At 58.2% G+C, this 16,245-nt stretch carries 14 protein-coding genes; 8 read left to right on the forward strand and 6 right to left on the reverse strand.

The features are described 5' to 3' along the window. Positions 1 to 105 precede the first annotated feature (105 nt). Entirely contained in the window at positions 106 to 1,905 is a 1,800-nt protein-coding gene (aspS, locus tag WG936_RS00890; protein WP_339571857.1) for an aspartate--tRNA ligase, read from the reverse strand. Positions 1,906 to 2,051: 146 nt separating this feature from the next. Here aspS and ypfJ point away from each other — a divergent pair, with 146 nt between their 5' ends. Next, on the forward strand, positions 2,052 to 2,936 hold the full coding sequence (gene ypfJ, locus WG936_RS00895) for a KPN_02809 family neutral zinc metallopeptidase (protein ID WP_339571858.1): 885 nt from the start codon (positions 2,052 to 2,054) through the stop codon (positions 2,934 to 2,936). 86 nt (positions 2,937 to 3,022) lie between these two features. On the opposite strand, the gene WG936_RS00900 is transcribed toward ypfJ, so the two are convergent. Together WG936_RS00900 and WG936_RS00905 are read right to left on the reverse strand one after the other, a co-directional pair. Beyond that, positions 3,023 to 5,044 (reverse strand): YhgE/Pip domain-containing protein, encoded by a 2,022-nt coding sequence (locus tag WG936_RS00900; protein ID WP_339563468.1) that lies wholly within the window; start codon positions 5,042 to 5,044, stop codon positions 3,023 to 3,025. 3 nt (positions 5,045 to 5,047) lie between these two features. Continuing rightward, positions 5,048 to 5,716: a hypothetical protein gene (locus WG936_RS00905; RefSeq protein ID WP_339563467.1), complete on the reverse strand. Its 669-nt coding sequence runs from the start codon at positions 5,714 to 5,716 to the stop codon at positions 5,048 to 5,050. A 101-nt stretch (positions 5,717 to 5,817) separates the two neighbouring features. Between WG936_RS00905 and WG936_RS00910 the strand changes: the two genes are divergently transcribed. The 5 genes from WG936_RS00910 to WG936_RS00930 are packed head-to-tail and all read left to right on the forward strand — an operon-like array spanning position 5,818 to position 10,301. After that, the gene (locus WG936_RS00910; protein WP_339563466.1) at positions 5,818 to 6,396 is read left to right on the forward strand and encodes a TetR/AcrR family transcriptional regulator; all 579 of its coding nucleotides are present in this window, start codon (positions 5,818 to 5,820) and stop codon (positions 6,394 to 6,396) included. Then, positions 6,393 to 7,124, forward strand: coding sequence for a CBS domain-containing protein (locus WG936_RS00915; protein ID WP_339563465.1), 732 nt, complete (start codon positions 6,393 to 6,395; stop codon positions 7,122 to 7,124). The genes WG936_RS00910 and WG936_RS00915 overlap by 4 nt, the downstream gene beginning before the upstream one ends. Positions 7,125 to 7,166: 42 nt before the next feature. Further along, positions 7,167 to 8,279, forward strand: coding sequence for an LLM class flavin-dependent oxidoreductase (locus WG936_RS00920; RefSeq protein ID WP_339571859.1), 1,113 nt, complete (start codon positions 7,167 to 7,169; stop codon positions 8,277 to 8,279). Continuing rightward, on the forward strand, positions 8,279 to 8,914 hold the full coding sequence (locus WG936_RS00925) for a CE1759 family FMN reductase (RefSeq protein WP_339571860.1): 636 nt from the start codon (positions 8,279 to 8,281) through the stop codon (positions 8,912 to 8,914). The genes WG936_RS00920 and WG936_RS00925 overlap by 1 nt, the downstream gene beginning before the upstream one ends. Positions 8,915 to 8,924: 10 nt before the next feature. Beyond that, positions 8,925 to 10,301: an L-serine ammonia-lyase gene (locus WG936_RS00930; RefSeq protein ID WP_339571861.1), complete on the forward strand. Its 1,377-nt coding sequence runs from the start codon at positions 8,925 to 8,927 to the stop codon at positions 10,299 to 10,301. Here the strand turns inward: WG936_RS00930 and hisS are convergent, their stop codons facing one another. Both hisS and WG936_RS00940 read right to left on the reverse strand, forming a co-directional pair. Then, complete coding sequence (gene hisS, locus WG936_RS00935) at positions 10,302 to 11,579, reverse strand: histidine--tRNA ligase (protein ID WP_339571862.1); 1,278 nt, start codon at positions 11,577 to 11,579, stop codon at positions 10,302 to 10,304. A gap of 21 nt (positions 11,580 to 11,600) precedes the next feature. Beyond that, complete coding sequence (locus tag WG936_RS00940) at positions 11,601 to 12,245, reverse strand: MBL fold metallo-hydrolase (protein WP_339571863.1); 645 nt, start codon at positions 12,243 to 12,245, stop codon at positions 11,601 to 11,603. 140 nt (positions 12,246 to 12,385) lie between these two features. Here WG936_RS00940 and WG936_RS00945 point away from each other — a divergent pair, with 140 nt between their 5' ends. Together WG936_RS00945 and WG936_RS00950 are read left to right on the forward strand one after the other, a co-directional pair. Then, positions 12,386 to 13,222 (forward strand): peptidylprolyl isomerase, encoded by an 837-nt coding sequence (locus WG936_RS00945; protein ID WP_339563459.1) that lies wholly within the window; start codon positions 12,386 to 12,388, stop codon positions 13,220 to 13,222. Positions 13,223 to 13,484: 262 nt separating this feature from the next. Then, complete coding sequence (locus tag WG936_RS00950; protein ID WP_339563458.1) at positions 13,485 to 13,823, forward strand: hypothetical protein; 339 nt, start codon at positions 13,485 to 13,487, stop codon at positions 13,821 to 13,823. 77 nt (positions 13,824 to 13,900) lie between these two features. Here WG936_RS00950 and WG936_RS00955 read toward each other — a convergent pair whose 3' ends face one another. Next, complete coding sequence (locus WG936_RS00955) at positions 13,901 to 16,192, reverse strand: RelA/SpoT family protein (RefSeq protein WP_339571864.1); 2,292 nt, start codon at positions 16,190 to 16,192, stop codon at positions 13,901 to 13,903. Positions 16,193 to 16,245 lie beyond the last annotated feature (53 nt).

The following is a 16,245-nucleotide window of genomic DNA, read 5'->3' on the forward strand; positions in this document are numbered from 1 at the left end:
AGAAAGAAAGTGGTATCGCTCATGGCGAACACCACTTTCCCTTGCGGGAACTGTGATTACCAGGCTGGGATACCCGCATTACCCGCCTCGTTGGTGCCGTGACTTTTAGCCTTCGGCAGGCTCTGCAGCCTTCTTCGGCTTGGCGTCAATTCCCGCTTCTTTGCGCTGTTGCGGGGTGATTGGGGCCGGAGCATCGGTCAGTGGGTCCACGCCGCCGCCCGACTTCGGGAAGGCGATGACGTCGCGAATCGAGTCATAGCCACCGAGCAGCGAGACGATACGGTCCCAACCGAAAGCGATGCCGCCGTGTGGTGGAGCGCCGTAGGAGAAGGCCTCCAGCAGGAAGCCGAACTTCTCACTGGCTTCTTCCTCAGTAATTCCCATGACGGCGAAGACACGCTCTTGGATATCCTTGCGGTGAATACGGATCGAGCCGCCGCCGATTTCATTGCCGTTGCAAACGATGTCATAGGCGTAGGCGGTCGCTTCGCCTGGGTTCTCATCAAAGTTATCCAGCCACTCTGGCTTCGGAGAGGTGAAAGCGTGGTGAACCGCGGTCCACTTCGAGTGTCCGAGTGCCACGTCGCCGGAAGCGGTAGCGTCTGCAGATGGTTCGAAGAGCGGCGCATCAACGACCCAGGTGAAGGCCCAGTCGCCGTCCTTGATCAGATCCAGCTTCTTGGCGATCTCACCGCGGGCTGCGCCGAGCAGTGCGCGGGAGCTCTTGGCGTCGCCCGCCGCGAAGAAGATGCAGTCGCCGGGCTGTGCGCCAACGTGAGCTGCGATGCCTGCGCGCTCTTCGTCGGTGATGTTCTTGGCAACTGGGCCGCCCAACTCGCCATCTTCGCCGACCAGGATGTAGGCCAGGCCCTTAGCGCCACGCTGCTTGGCCCACTCCTGCCAAGCGTCGAGCTGACGACGTGGCTGCGAAGCGCCGCCTTGCATAACGACGGCACCAACATAGTCATTCTTGAACACGCGGAAGCTGGTGTTCTCGAAGAACTCGGTGCACTCCACGATTTTGATGTCAAAGCGCAGATCAGGCTTATCTGAGCCGTAGTACTTCATGGCATCTGCGTAGGTCATACGTGGGATCGGTGTGGTGACCTCGTAGCCGATGGTCTTCCAGACTTCGGTGATGACCTGTTCTGCCAACGCAATGACATCGTCCTGGTCGACGAAGGACATCTCAACATCCAACTGGGTGAACTCCGGCTGGCGGTCCGCACGGAAGTCTTCGTCGCGGTAGCAACGAGCGATCTGGTAGTAGCGCTCCATGCCGGCAACCATGAGCAGCTGCTTGAACAGCTGTGGGGACTGTGGCAGGGCGTACCAAGAGCCCGGCTTCAGGCGTGCAGGAACGAGGAAGTCACGCGCACCTTCTGGGGTGGAACGGGTAAGCGTTGGGGTTTCAATCTCAGTAAAGTCATTTGCGTCGAGCACGCGACGAGCCGCCTTATTAACCTCAGAACGCAGGCGCAGCGCACTCCCCTGGGATTCGCGGCGGAGATCCAGGTAGCGGTACTTCAGGCGGGTTTCTTCGCCGACCTCGCCGGAATTGGACTGGTCATCGATCTGGAATGGCAGCGCTGCAGCCTCATTGAGGATCTCCAGCTCGGTGACATTGATTTCAATATCGCCGGAAGCGAGATTTGGATTCTCGGATCCTGCTGGGCGAGCTTCAACAACGCCGGTGACGCGGAGACAGAACTCAGAGCGCAGGTGGTGAGCGCGCTCAGCGACCTCACTCTCACGGAACACGACCTGGGCTAGGCCCGAGCGATCGCGCAGGTCAATGAAGATCACGCCTCCATGATCTCGACGGCGGGCTACCCAACCGGTCAGGGTGACGGTTTGCCCAACAGTATCTTTACGGAGATCCCCCGCGAGGTGCGTACGCAGCACTTAAGATCGTGTCCTTCCAGCGAAAGCTTCAGTCGTTAGTTTTACTCGGGTTAGTCTACCCGCGTCAGTGTAACAATTGAGTGATCGGCCTTGGGTTTTGAAGAATTGTTGCGCCGACTGCACACTCGATATGGAAAGATTGCATTATGACTTTCCGTGAAGACTTCCAAAAGGACGGTAACCGCGCCCGACGCGGCGGTAGCGGAGGCGGACGACTCGCAGCCGGCGGTGGCATCGGCACTTTGCTGATGGTGGGCCTGTTTCTACTCCTCGGTGGCAACCCAGCAGACATCGGCCAGGTCCTAGGCCAAGACCAGCAACAGTTGCCTGCTGGACAAGAGCAGTCCGATGGTTTTGATAACTGCCAGACTGGCAAGGACGCGAATGAGAACGTGGATTGCCGCGTCGAATTAACCGGCCAATCTATCGACAAGGTTTGGGAGCGGGTCTTGCCAGAACAGGCCAACATCCAGTACACCAAGCCGGGACTCGTGAATTTCAGGAACACGACGATGACTGGCTGTGGTCAAGCTAGCGCCAACACCGGCCCGTTTTACTGCCCCGGAGACCAAACTGCATACTTCGATATCTCTTTCTTTGACACGATGACCCAGTTTGGCGGCGAGAACGCCCCATTGGCTCAGGAGTACATTATGGCCCATGAGTTCGGCCATCACATCCAAAATTTGGAAGAGACCCTCGGCCTGTCAAACTACAACGATCCAGGTGCAGACTCTAACGCTGTCAAGATCGAAACACAGGCAGACTGCTACGCAGGAATCTGGGCGCACTACGCTGACGACGATCCTGAGTTCGGACTCGAGACCATCACCGACGCCCAAGTTGAAGATGCAGTTCGCACCGCCGCCGCTGTTGGCGACGACAACATCCAAAAGCGGTCTGGTGGCCAAGTCCGTCCCGACCAGTGGACGCACGGTTCTTCCGAGGAGCGTGCCAACGCCTTCCTTACCGGATACCGGACGGGCTCGATGAAGTCCTGTGACACCTTGGGGCGTGGCGTTTACAAGTAATACTCCAGCCGTTCAACAGCTAAAAAGGGGCGCAACCACGTGTGGTTGCGCCCCTTTTACACTGGAAACACCAGGAGCTTGGAAGGTTAGATGTTGAGCTCTGGGTGCAGCTTTTCTTGACTGATCATCCGATCACGCCACGCCGACAGGCTCGTCAAGGCGAGCGAAACGGCAAAGACGCACAGCAGGATCATGAGCGACTGCTCGAAGCGACCATCCCAGTGTGAATGTCCACCGACGATCATTTGCCGGAATAGGTTCACCGAGTAGGTAATCGGATCATAAGTGTGGAACCAGCGCAGGAATGCCGGCTGGGTCTCAGGTGGGTAGAGACCGCCAGAGGAAACCAGTTGCAGGGCCATCAGCATGATGCAGAGCAAGCGGCCCGCCGAGGTGCCGAGGATCGCATTGATCGCCTGCGTCACGGCCACGAAGGTCATCGATACGCCAACAAGCGCGAGCCAGAATCCGAGGGGGTGAACAGCGTTGATCCCCAGCAACACGTCGAGGACAAACCAGACTGCGCTGGCCTGCAGCGTGCCGACGACCATTCCCGGCAGCCAAGAGGACAGCGCCACTCGGAACGGATGCATCCCAGAATCGATCGCACGCCGCTTCAGCGGACGCAGCACCATGAACATCATCGTGCCACCGAGGAACATCGCCAAGGAGGCGAAGAACGGGACCAGACCGGGGCCGAACTTGGTGAATTCTTGTCCAGCATTATGGGTTTGCACCATTTGTCCGAGAGTCGTTGAGGCCGCGTCGCGCTTTTCTTCCCCGAATTGCGGAACCTGGTCTGCGCCCTCGCGCAGCTTCAGACTGAGGGAGTCAGAACCCTCATCTAGTTGGACCAGCCCGTCTCTTAGCGCTGAGGCGCCCACGGAAAGCTGGGTGGTGCCGTCGACAAGCCGGCTAGTGCCGTCGGATAGTGTTTGCGTGCCGACGAGCAGTGCCCCAGATCCGTCCGAGAGCTTCGCCAACCCGGAGGCCAACTCCTGCGATCCGGATTGCGCGCGCGTCATGCCAGAGCGGTAGTCCGAGTTTGGATCGCCCAGCTGATAGGCCAGCGTCTGCGCGCCACTTTGCAGTCGGTGCAGGTCCGAGGAGATCGGTGATGCGGGTCCCACACCTTGAGCGTTGATCGTGTTGACGGTGGCATCGAATTGATTTGCCAAGTCCATCGCGGCCGGGATACCCAACGCGCGCAATTGCGCGGAAGCGTTGATCAACGGGGCCACAATCTGCTCTTGGGTCGCAGTCGCTGTGTCTGCCTTGGCAACGATTTGGTCTACGCCCGCGGAGATTTGGCTGGCGCCGTCGCCAAGCTGAGTCGTCGCGCCAGACAAGGTGTCCATGCCAGTCGATAGCGTGGTTGCACCTGCTGCGGCCTGCTTGATCCCGCCGTCGAGTTGACCGGCACCATCGACGAGTTTTTTGGCGCCCTCGTCGAGCTGCGCGGATTTGGAGGTCAGTTCGCTAGTGCCATCGGCCAACTTGTCCGAGCCTTCGCGCGCCGATCCGACTCCTTCTGCCAGCTGGGCGGAGCCATCGGCAGCCTGGTTCATGCCGGCACCGATGGTATTGAAGCCAACCAGCAGCTGGTCGGTAGCCTTCTTGCCTAATTCGGCGTCAATGGTAGCGATGACCTGATTGGTGACCTGATTGCCGAGCATGGTGGCGATGAAGCCGTTCGCATTGTTGTACACAGTAGCGATTTGCGCCGCATGCGGTTGGTCGGTATCCACGCTAACTACTGAGGCAGAAAAGTCTTTCGGCAGCTCCAGCGCAAAGTAATAGGTACCGTCAGCAACGCCCTGCGCAGCTTCTTCCGCCGTAGCGGCGGTGAAACCAACTCTGTCATTTTCGATCAGCTTCTGTTGTACTTGTTCACCTGCGTTGATTCGCTGACCGCGCGCCTCGGCGCCCTCGTCGGAGTTCACTACGGCGACCGGGAGATCTTTGAGTCCGGTGATCGGGTCCCAATACGCCCAAGGAAAGAGCCCACCAAAAATCAAGGGTAAGAGGGTGAGTACGACGAACGCCGCCCGGGGCAGCTTACCGGTGGCAAAGCGCCGAATTTCCGATCCAAAATGGAAGAGGTTCATGTCTTAGGCCTCCGTCCCCATCAACGAAATGACAGTGTCGAATTGCGCTTGGTTATCCTGGTTGGTGGATGCCACCAGGACTGGAGCCACCTGCGCCAAGGCGCGGAGTTGCTCGATGAGTTCACTGCGAATCTCCAGGCTGCGAACCTGGTCGATATCGTCGATTACAACTAGCGCGGGTGCCGGACGAGCTAGCACTGCCAATGCAACTCGCAGGACGAAGCGGTGGGTCGGGTTTAGCTTGCCTACGTGCTGCGCCGGGTCGAGGTCTAGGTCGAAGAGTTCACAGATGTGGGCCCATTCAGGAATATTGGCTATGTCGCGCGGCGTGCTGCGGTACCAGGGTTTAGTCCATGCGGAAACTTCACGCACGTAGGAAGCCACGCTGACGTTGCGATCAAGGCCATCGATATCGGTCACACCGGCCAAAGCGGTACGACGCGCGATATCACGCGGGCGAGAGTATTCCTCGCCATCGGCAACCAAACTCACCGTTCCCGCTTTGGGTTTCATGCGGCCAGCAATGGTCAGCATCGTCGTGGTCGCGGAGGCTTCCCTACCCGTGTAGAGCAGGTTGAGGGGTGTAGCGAGGTCAAAGTCAGGTACTGCCATTCCCGTGGAAACGGTCAGCCCGGAAACTCGGAGAAATTCGCTCTGTTCGGAACTGGTCATATACAGCTTTCCAGCAATTTAAGTGGAGGGTGGACTATCAGTTATGCTCGAACCATCTTGCACCTACCCAGGCTGCAAAAGCAAGCCGCGAAAGGATCACCATGCGCTCTGATGCTCTGCGACGTAGAGAAGCCATCGTTGCCGCCGCCCAGACGGTATTCGCTCACGGGGCAAACTCCGGAACTCTCGAGGATGTCGCGAAAGTAGCAAAGGTCGGCATCGCAACGGTCTATCGAAACTTCAAGGACAAAGATTCCCTGCTCATCGCCTCGCTCGGCGAGCTGCTGGGTCGCATTATCGATGTCCAAACTGCTACCCTCGCGTCTTTCCAACAGCACCCCGACACCGCGCTGCGACGCTACGCACATGACCTTTACAACTTAGGCCTAGCGCCACTGATCGTGAATGTATCCGAGGAATCTGTACACGAACTGCTCCCACACTTCGCAGACACTCGCGCCAAGCTGATCAAAAACAACCGCGCCATCGTCGGCCTAGCCCGTGACAAGCAGCTCATCCGGCCTGAGATTTCCTCCCGATTCTTCATTGCGGGCCTCATTCAGGCGGCGCGCCCACCCGCGCAATCGCTCCTGTTTCCTGTTGAAAACCTCGAGCGACAGCTGATCGACACTTTCTTGGCCGGGCTACACCCTGGGACTTGCCATAGCATTGAGGAATGACGTCTCGTGCAACCACATTCCTGGCTTTCTTCAATGACATTGAAGCCCACTTACGCACCACCCTCAAAGCTAAAAACTCAGACGGGTTTGCGTGGATGGTTCGCCTTGCCGCACGCAAACAGCTCGTTACAGAGCAACAATCCAACATCCTGCAAGAGTGTGCCGAGCTCCGCAACGCCATTGTGCACGGCAGTTTCGTCGACGGTGAGCCGATCGCAGATCCCCGCGAGGATGCGATCAGCACCCTGAGCGCCATTAGAGATGCACTCGTCGCACCAGTTACCGCGCTCCAAATCCTCGGCCCCAAGCCAGTGCAACATCTCTCTCCCACTGACAGCATCCTGGAAGCCTTGCGCTTGATTCAGCAGAGCAACATTTCCCAGTTTCCGCTTTACCACGACGGAAAATTCGCAGGGCTGCTCACCACCAATACGATCGCGCGCTGGGTGGCAAATGACCTTGACGACGACAATCGCCTGGATGCAAAAACTGTTGCCGATGCACTGAAATATGCGGAACACAGCGAACACGTGGAGTTCTTCAGCAGGGATACATCCGCGACCAGTGCGGTAGCCAAGCTCATGCACCCGGATAGCGCACAATTTGGACTCATCACCGAAACCGGGCGTCCGCATGAAACTCCGCTGCGCGCCATCGGCCGATCAGATTTATCACTCCTCCACGCGGCGCTGTACAACGAACAACCTGGTGGACAAGATTCCCACTAACACTTATTGTTGACGCTACAACAATAAGTGAAATGAGGAAGCATGCAGTTCGGAATTTTTAGCATCGGTGACGTCACCACCGATCCCACCACCGGGGAAACCCCCACCGAAGCCGAGCGCATTCAAGCGATGACGGCTATCGCACTGAAAGCAGAAGAAGTTGGGCTTGATGTATTCGCCACCGGTGAACACCATAATCCGCCTTTCGTTCCTTCTTCCCCCACCACACATCTCGGGTTTATAGCAGCGAAGACCGAAAATCTGATCCTTTCCACTGCAACCACGCTGATCACTACGAATGATCCGCTGAAAATTGCGGAAGACTTTGCATTCCTGCAGCACCTCGCTGGTGGCAGAGTTGACTTGATGATGGGGCGTGGCAATACTGGTCCGGTCTATCCCTGGTTCGGGAAGGACATCCGCAAGGGCATCCCCCTAGCCATTGAGAACTACCACCTATTGCGCCGTCTGTGGCGCGAAGAAATAGTCAACTGGCAGGGCGAGTTTCGCACCCCGCTACAGGGCTATACCAGCACGCCCGCCCCACTCGACGGCGTTCCGCCTTTTGTCTGGCACGGGTCCATTCGATCTCTTGAAATCGCGGAGCAGGCAGCCTTCTACGGCGACGGCTTCTTCCACAACAACATCTTCTGGAATAAGGAACACACGGCCAAGATGGTGCACTCCTACCGACGTCGCTTTGAAAAGTACGGGCACGGCCGCGCCGACCAGGCAATCGTTGGACTCGGCGGCCAGATCTTTGTCGGCGAGTCCGAAGCTGCCGCAAAGCAGACCTTCCGCCCCTACTTTGATAATGCCCCCGTGTACGGCCACGGCCCATCACTTGAGGAATTCACCGAGGTCACTCCGCTGACCGTCGGCACGGCAGAGCAGGTCATCGAACGCACCATGCAGTTCGCTGATTGGGTTGGGGACTATCAGCGGCAACTTTTCTTGATCGACCACGCGGGGCTGCCACTAGAGACGGTCCTGGAGCAGATCGAAATCCTAGGCCGCGACATCGTTCCGGAACTCCGCCGCCGCATGGAAGCTCGACGGCCCGAGCACGTGCCATCTGATCCGCCGACCCACGCAACACTCCGCGCGCATCCAGATTCCCCGCACTTTAGTGTGATGCCTGGAAAGGAAAACTAATGCACAAATTGGTCGTCTTGAGCGCGGGTCTGTCTTCTCCTTCCGCGACCCGAAACCTTGCCGAGCAAATATCCGGTGCGGTCACCACGGCAATATCCGCCCGCGGCGAAAGCGCAGCACTCCAACACATTGAGCTCCGCGACCTCGCAGTAGAGCTGGCGCAGTCACTGACTTCCCCCGGTTTTACCCCCACTCAGCTCCTTGCCGCCCAGGAAAGCGTCGCGGATTCCGATGCGCTGATAGCAGTCACCCCAATCTTCAGCGCCAGCTATTCCGGGCTATTCAAGACGTTCTTTGACCTCCTAGACAAGGATGCTCTGCAGCACAAACCCGTACTCCTCGCCGCAACAGCTGGCACCCCACGCCATTCGCTAGCGCTCGAGCACGCCATGCGACCACTGTTTAGTTACCTACGCGCCCGCACCATGCCGACGGCAATTTTTGCAGCGACGGAGGATTTCGGCGGTAGTGAACACCTTGGTAGTCGTATCGCTCAAGGAGCCCGGGAACTGGCAGACACCGTGGTGTTAACTAGTGGGTCCGTTGGCGGGCTCGGCGGACCTTCGTCCGTGGCTGGTAATGCCAGCGACATCCCAGCTGGGTCTTTTGCTGATTTCCTCAGCCGCTACAACTAGAATTCCGGCTATGACTATCAGCGCGATTGATTTGTTCAGCGTCGGCATCGGGCCGTCCTCCTCGCACACTGTTGGACCTATGCGGGCAGCAGCCAGGTTTATACAGCTCTTGGAGGATGCTGGGGAACCTGCCACGCACATTGTCGTCGAGCTGCGTGGCTCTCTTGCCGCAACTGGCAAGGGCCATGGCACCGATCGCGCCGTCTTAATGGGGCTGATGGGCTACAGCCCAGAATCAATTCCTGTCGATGCCTCTCCTGCCTATGGCGACATCATCCCCACGACCGGTACTTTACCCAACGGGGCCAGCTACGAAATCAGCTTTGAGATCGAACCACTGGCAGAACACCCCAATGCGCTTGTCTTCCACTGCGGCAACAGCAGCGAGACCTACTTCTCCGTTGGGGGTGGTTTTATCCTGTCCAGTAAGGAGTACCGCGCCCAACACGGACCGGCCGGTCTCGGAGCCGGTGTTGCTACTACCAATCGCGCCTCCACGATTCCCTACTACTTCACTTCCGGGGCGCGCTTGCTCCAACTGTGTCATCGCTCCGGCAAAAGCATCGCCGAGATCATGGCCGCTAACGAGGCAGAACTCCACGGCGCCGAGAAAGTCGCGGAGCACCTCGACCGCGTGTGGGACACCATGCGCGCCTGTGTCAGCGCTGGCATCTCTACCACCGGTATTTTGCCGGGTGGCCTTGAAGTAGAGCGCCGTGCACCTGGCATCTACCAGCATTTGTTGCGCACCAACTCCAATGCCACCCCGGATGCATTCGGGGCAATGGAATGGGTCAATCTCTATGCGCTTGCCGTTAATGAGGAAAATGCTGCCGGGGGACGCGTCGTCACCGCGCCTACCAACGGCGCAGCCGGCATCATCCCGGCAGTGATGCATTATGCGCGGGATTTCCTGCCAGAATTTACCAGGTCCCGGGCCCGAGAATTCCTGCTCACCGCCGGCGCTATCGGCGTCATTATTAAAGAAAACGCCTCTATTTCCGGCGCGGAGGTTGGCTGCCAAGGCGAGGTCGGCTCCGCCGCGGCAATGGCCGCAGCGGCCCTCACAGAGCTCTTGGGTGGCACCCCGGAACAAGCCATCAACGCTGCTGAAATCGCCCTCGAACACAACCTAGGACTGACATGCGATCCCGTCGGTGGACTGGTGCAAATTCCATGCATTGAACGCAACGCCATCGCCGCGGTCCAAGCGATTAACGCAGCACGACTGGCCAACTTGGGCACCGGCGTGCATCACGTCTCCTTGGACGACTGCATCCGAGTCATGGCAGACACAGGTCGAGACATGATGAGCAAGTACAAGGAGACCTCCCTGGGAGGCCTCGCAATCCAGATCGGGATGCCGGTGAACCTGACATCCTGCTAACTAGCCAAGCAGGGCGCGCAGCTTATCGACGACACCGTCCACAGCGATATCCTCTTGGCTGTGCTCGGCCAAATCCTTCAGGGCGATAGTGCCGGCCGCCAGTTCGCGGTCACCGAGCACGAGCGCATAAGCTGCGCCAGCCCGATCCGCGCCCTTCATAGCGCCCTTCAGTCCACGATCGCCGTAGGACATGTCCGCAGAAATACCCGCGACGCGGAGTTCATTGATGAGCTGCACCATGCGTCGCTTGGCATCGGCACCCATGGCGACACCATAAACCGATACCCGGGAACCCGAAGCAGCCTGCTTTTCCTCTGCCTTTAGAGCAAGCAGCGCCCGGTCGACGCCGAGTCCGAAACCGACGCCAGAGAGTTTTTGGCCACCAAGCTGGGCCATCAGGCCGTCGTAACGCCCGCCGCCGCCGATGCCGGACTGGGCGCCGAGGCCATCGTGGACGAACTCGAAGGTGGTCTTGTTGTAGTAGTCCAAACCGCGCACCATGCGTGGATTGATCTGATACGGCACCGCCATGTCATCCAGCATGCCCAGCACGGTTTCGAAGTGTGCCCGCGCATCGGCCGAGAGGTGATCCAGCATCAGCGGTGCCTCGGCCAGCATTTCCTTCATCTCTGGGCGTTTATCATCCAGCACGCGCAAAGGATTAATGTCAGCGCGACGACGAGTTTCCTCATCCAGCGGGAGCCGGAACAGGAATTCCTGGAGCTTCTCACGATATGCGGGACGGCAGGTATCGTCGCCCAGGCTGGTGAGCTCCAGGCGGAAGCCACTGAGACCGATGGAACGGAAACAGCGATCAGCCAAGGCGATTACTTCGGCGTCCAGGGCGGGATCATCCACGCCAATGGCTTCCACACCAACCTGCTGCAGCTGGCGATAGCGTCCGGCCTGCGGGCGCTCATAGCGGAAGAACGGCCCGGCATAAGTCAACTTGACCGGCAGCGCGCCACGATCCAGTCCGTGTTCGATCACTGCGCGCATCACGCCCGCGGTGCCCTCGGGACGCAGCGTTACCGAGCGGTCGCCACGATCGGCAAAGGTGTACATCTCTTTGGACACTACGTCGGTAGATTCACCGACGCCGCGCGCAAACAGACCCGTCTCCTCAAAGATCGGGAGTTCAATGTGCTCGTAACCAGCCAACTGCGCCTGATGGGCGAAACCATTCCGAACGGCTAGGAACTCCGGGGATACCGGTGGCACGTAGTCCGGCACGCCCTTCGGCGCAGAAAATGGTTGGAATTTCTTTGCATCACTCACGAGTGAAAACTTTACCCTGTGCTACCGCAGTTGTAGCAGGAAGGGGTTGTTAGTGCGCTCAGCACGAATTGTGGTGGCTGGGCCATGGCCAGGCAGTACATGCAACTGGTCATCGAGGGTGAGCACTTGCTCCCGCAGGCTGGTGAGCATGTCACTATGCTTTGAAAATTCCAGATCAGTTCTTCCGATTGAGCCCTTAAATAGCACATCTCCGGCAAAACACACATGCGAAGGAGTGTTCACCAGCAACACGCAGCCTGGGGAATGCCCTGGTGCATGGCGGACCTCAAAGTCCACCCCTGCCATCGAAACGGTGTCTGCGTGATTGAGCGACCGCAGGTCGGCGATAGGGGTCATGTTCTCGGCGTCGAAAAGCTGGCGTGTTTCCGCGCTGACTCCGGCCCCCTTGTCCAACATGAATTCATCGTCCGGATGAATATAGACGGGCACGTTGTACCTAGCAGCCAGTGATCCGGCATCACGAGTGTGATCGATATGGCCATGTGTGAGGAGGATGGCTTCGACATCCCACCCGCCTTCGTCGATCGTTTCTACTACGCGCTCATGCGCGTGCATACCTGGATCAACGATCACGCATCGACCTTCGTTCGACCAGATATAACAGTTCGTCTGGAACGGACCAGCGGCAAATCCCATGATTTCCATGCCCCCTACCCTAACCAACTTCACCGCTCCGCATGCTTTTCGACGTCAATCGGCAGCGCGCCTACCCGCAAGCACGGGTATCCAGTGCAGTAGAATCAATACGCATTTGACCGAGTAACCAACGGAAAGCAAAGGCACAAGTGACTTCTAACAAGGAGCGTCGCGTCGAAGCGATGCAGAACCTCGACCGCGAGCTGAAGCGCCGAGAGCGCGCCGAAAAGACCAAACCACTGGGAGTGATTGTGATGGCTGCGGCAGTGATCCTGGCACTGGTCGGCGGTATTTGGTTTGCCGCTACGCGTGGCACGGAGCAGAAAGAAACCAGTGCGCAGGAGTCCACCTCGCAGACACCGGAGGTTAAGCCACTGGCGATGCAGCGTGCCACTGCGCTGCCAGAGACGGTTGATTGCACTTACACGCCACAGGGCACGCCTGCTAAAGAAGTTGCCCTGCCGACGAATACCACTGGGGTCAAAACCACCGGCAAGGTGAACCTCACCCTGGAGACCTCCGCCGGCCCGATCGGCATGGAACTCGATCGCGCTGCTTCTCCTTGTACCGTGAACGCTATCGAACATCTTGCATATAATGGCTTCTACGATGACACCATTTGCCACCGCATCACTACTAGCGGCTTGTTCGTTCTGCAGTGTGGTGATCCTTCCGGAACTGGTGCCGGTGGTCCTGGCTTCCAATTCGCCAATGAATACCCGACTGACGAAATGCCCGAGGCACCACAGGTGCTCTACCCACGCGGCTCCATTGCGATGGCAAACTCTGGCGTTGACACCAATGGCTCCCAGTTCTTCCTCAACTACCAAGATTCCCCGTTGCCTGCCAACTACACCTACTTTGGACAGATCTCGGATGCGGGCCTGAGCACCCTGGATCAGATTGGGGCCAAGGGCACTGCAGATGGTGCTACGGATGGCGCTCCGGCAGCGGAAGTACGCATCACCAAGGCAGCACTCGGGTAACATTAGTCACATGCTTACCAAGGCCTATTAACGACTTGGTAACGATAGCCTGGCTGGGAGGATCCATCTTTCCGGCCACCCGGCTAGGCTCAGCAATATTCTCACAGGTGAGCTGGTCTCCGCCTGTTACAGCACTCCCCTAGCCGCGCTCAACTTGAGAGCTGATGGGGCTGAAAAACTACAGGCAACCTGTTGCGCGAAACCGCAGGCCAGATTACGCTGTTTAAAGGTTCACCGCTTCTTTAGACGTAAAGGAAAACTCATGAAGCTTATCTCCCGCAAGGCCATCACTGCGACGATCGCCGCAGCTGCAATCTCCACCGCTTCCCTCACTGCCCCAGCAATGGCAGAAGAGACCCCAGCTCCAGCCGCTCCTACCGCGGATTCCAGCACCAACTCCGGTTCTTCCGACACCGACTTTGCAGGCCTTTCTTCTGATTTCTTCATCAAGAAGGACGAAGATGGCAAGCCACAGGAGATGACCGGCGCTGAGAAGTTCAAGGAAATCATCACCATCGTCACCGGTGTTGGCGCCCTCTTCGGTGCCCTCGTTACCATCAACAACAACATCGGTCGCCTGATGAAGAGCTTCCAGATGTAAGTTTTCCGCTATTCGGCCCGCAGAGAAGAACATTCTCCGCGGGCCGTTGTGCTGTGTGCCTGCTGTATCTTGCGCAGCTAGCCGCCGGAGGTAAGGCGGTAGACATCGAACACGCCCTCCAGGTTGCGCATTCTTCCCATCACCGAGCCGAGCTGTTTGGTGTCGGAGACCTCAAAAGTGAAGCGTGCGACGGCGACGCGGTCATCGGAAGTGTGAATATTCATTGCCGTGGTGGTGAGGCGTTCTTCGTTAATCACACGGGTAATATCTACGAGCAGTCCGCTCCTATCGAGGGCTTCTAGCTGCAAGTTTGCGGAGAATACGCTCTTGTTTTCCGTGCTCCAGGAAACGCTGACTACGCGCTCCTTTTCCTCGAATAGGTTGGTGGCGTTGGTGCAATCAGTACGGTGCACCGACACTCCGCCGCCGCGGGTGATGAAGCCGAAGATCTCATCACCCGGCACCGGCATGCAACACTTTGCGAGCTTGGCGGCCACGTCCGGGCTACCTTCAACGAGGATGCCGGAACCAACTGCACCGGCGTTATCACGCGCCGCGTTCTTTGCGCCCACCAACTCATTAAAGGGAGTCCGAGCAACGAGGACATCCTCAGCGTCTTCATCATCACCGAAGTAAGCGGTGAGCTGCTCAATGACGCTCTTGGCCGAAACGCGACCATCGCCAATCGCCGTGTAAAGCTCGTCTACATCCTGATAGTTCAGGACAGCGGCGACTTCCTTCATGGAGTGAGCATTAAACAAGCGATGCCGTGGCATTCCGCCCCGCTGGATCTCCACCGCCAAGGCATCCCTACCGGCCTCCAGAGAGACTTCACGACGCTCCTTGGCAAACCACTGCCGAATCTTAGCCTTGGCGCGCGGAGACACCACGAACTTCTGCCAATCCCGGCTCGGCCCGGCCGCAGGGTCCTTGGAAGTGAAAATTTCCACCCTGTCCCCCGATTTGAGGGCGGATTCCAGCGCCACCAGCTTCCCGTTTACCTTGGCGCCGATACAGCGGTGCCCAACCTCGGTGTGTACGGCATAGGCGAAATCCACCGGGGTGGAGTTCACCGGCAGGTTCACCACGTCGCCCTTAGGGGTAAAGGCAAAGATCTGCTTGGTGCTCAGGTCATAACGCAGAGAATCGAGGAACTCGTTAGGATCGGCGGCTTCCTTCTGCCAATCCAGCAACTGGCGCATCCAGGCGATCTGTTCGACCTCGTTTTGTTCCCCGCTGTGGCTGCCCTTAGTTTCCTTGTAGCGCCAGTGGGCCGCAATACCGAACTCGGCGTTGTAGTGCATCTCATGGGTGCGCACCTGCACCTCGAGCGGTTTACCCCCGGGGCCGATCACGGTGGTGTGCAAGGACTGGTAGACCCCGAAACGCGGTGCAGAAATATAGTCCTTAAAACGGCCCGGCATTGCCGAGTAAAGCGCATGAACGGCGCCGATAGCAGCGTAACAATCATGGATATTGTCCACCAGGATACGAATGCCCACGAGATCGAAGATTTCATCAAAATCACGACCCCGCACGATCATCTTCTGGTAGATCGACCAGTAGTGCTTCGGCCGTCCGGCCACCTCCGAGTCGATGTGGTTGTCTTTCAAAGTGCCGGAGACAGAATCGATAATCTCGGAGAGGTAGCGGTCACGTGAGGGCGCTCGATCTGCGACCAAGCGGACAATCTCGTCGTACTTCTTCGGATAGAGGATCGCAAAGGAGAGGTCTTCTAGCTCCCACTTCACTGAGGCCATACCCAAACGGTGTGCTAGCGGCGCAATTACCTCCAGCGTTTGTCGGGCCTTCTTCGCCTGCTTCTCCGGAGGCAGAAAGCGCATTGTGCGCATATTGTGTAGCCGGTCAGCAACCTTGATCACCAAGACACGGGGATCCTGGCTCATGGCCACGATCATCTTCCGGATCGTCTCCGCTTCCGCGGAGGCCCCGAGGGCGACCCGGTCGAGTTTGGTCACGCCGTCGACAAGCCGCGCGACCTCTTCGCCGTACTCAGCGGTGAGGTCTGCAATGGAGTAGTCGGTGTCCTCGACAGTATCGTGCAACAATGCCGCCACCAGCGTCGTGGTGTCCATGCCGATCTCAGCGGCGATTGTCGCCACAGCCAGCGGGTGCGTCACATAAGGGTCGCCAGATTTACGGAACACCCCCTCGTGGAGAAGCTCAGCGGTGTTATAGGCCCGCTGCAATAGCGCCGCATCAGCTTTGGGATGGAACTGCCGGTGAATGCTCAGCAGGGGCTCCAAAATCGGATCAACTTTTGCGCGACCACCCGTGAGACTGCGCGCCAATCGGGCAGACATGCTCCGCATGTTCACTTGCTGCTTTTGTTGCTTACGCTCAGCCATGTCCTGCCCCTTCGTGCTTGTCCTTCTATGCTACCCATCACAACCGGTGGGCT

It is taken from the genome of Corynebacterium sp. H127, from assembly GCF_037482665.1.
Lineage (GTDB): Bacteria > Actinomycetota > Actinomycetes > Mycobacteriales > Mycobacteriaceae > Corynebacterium.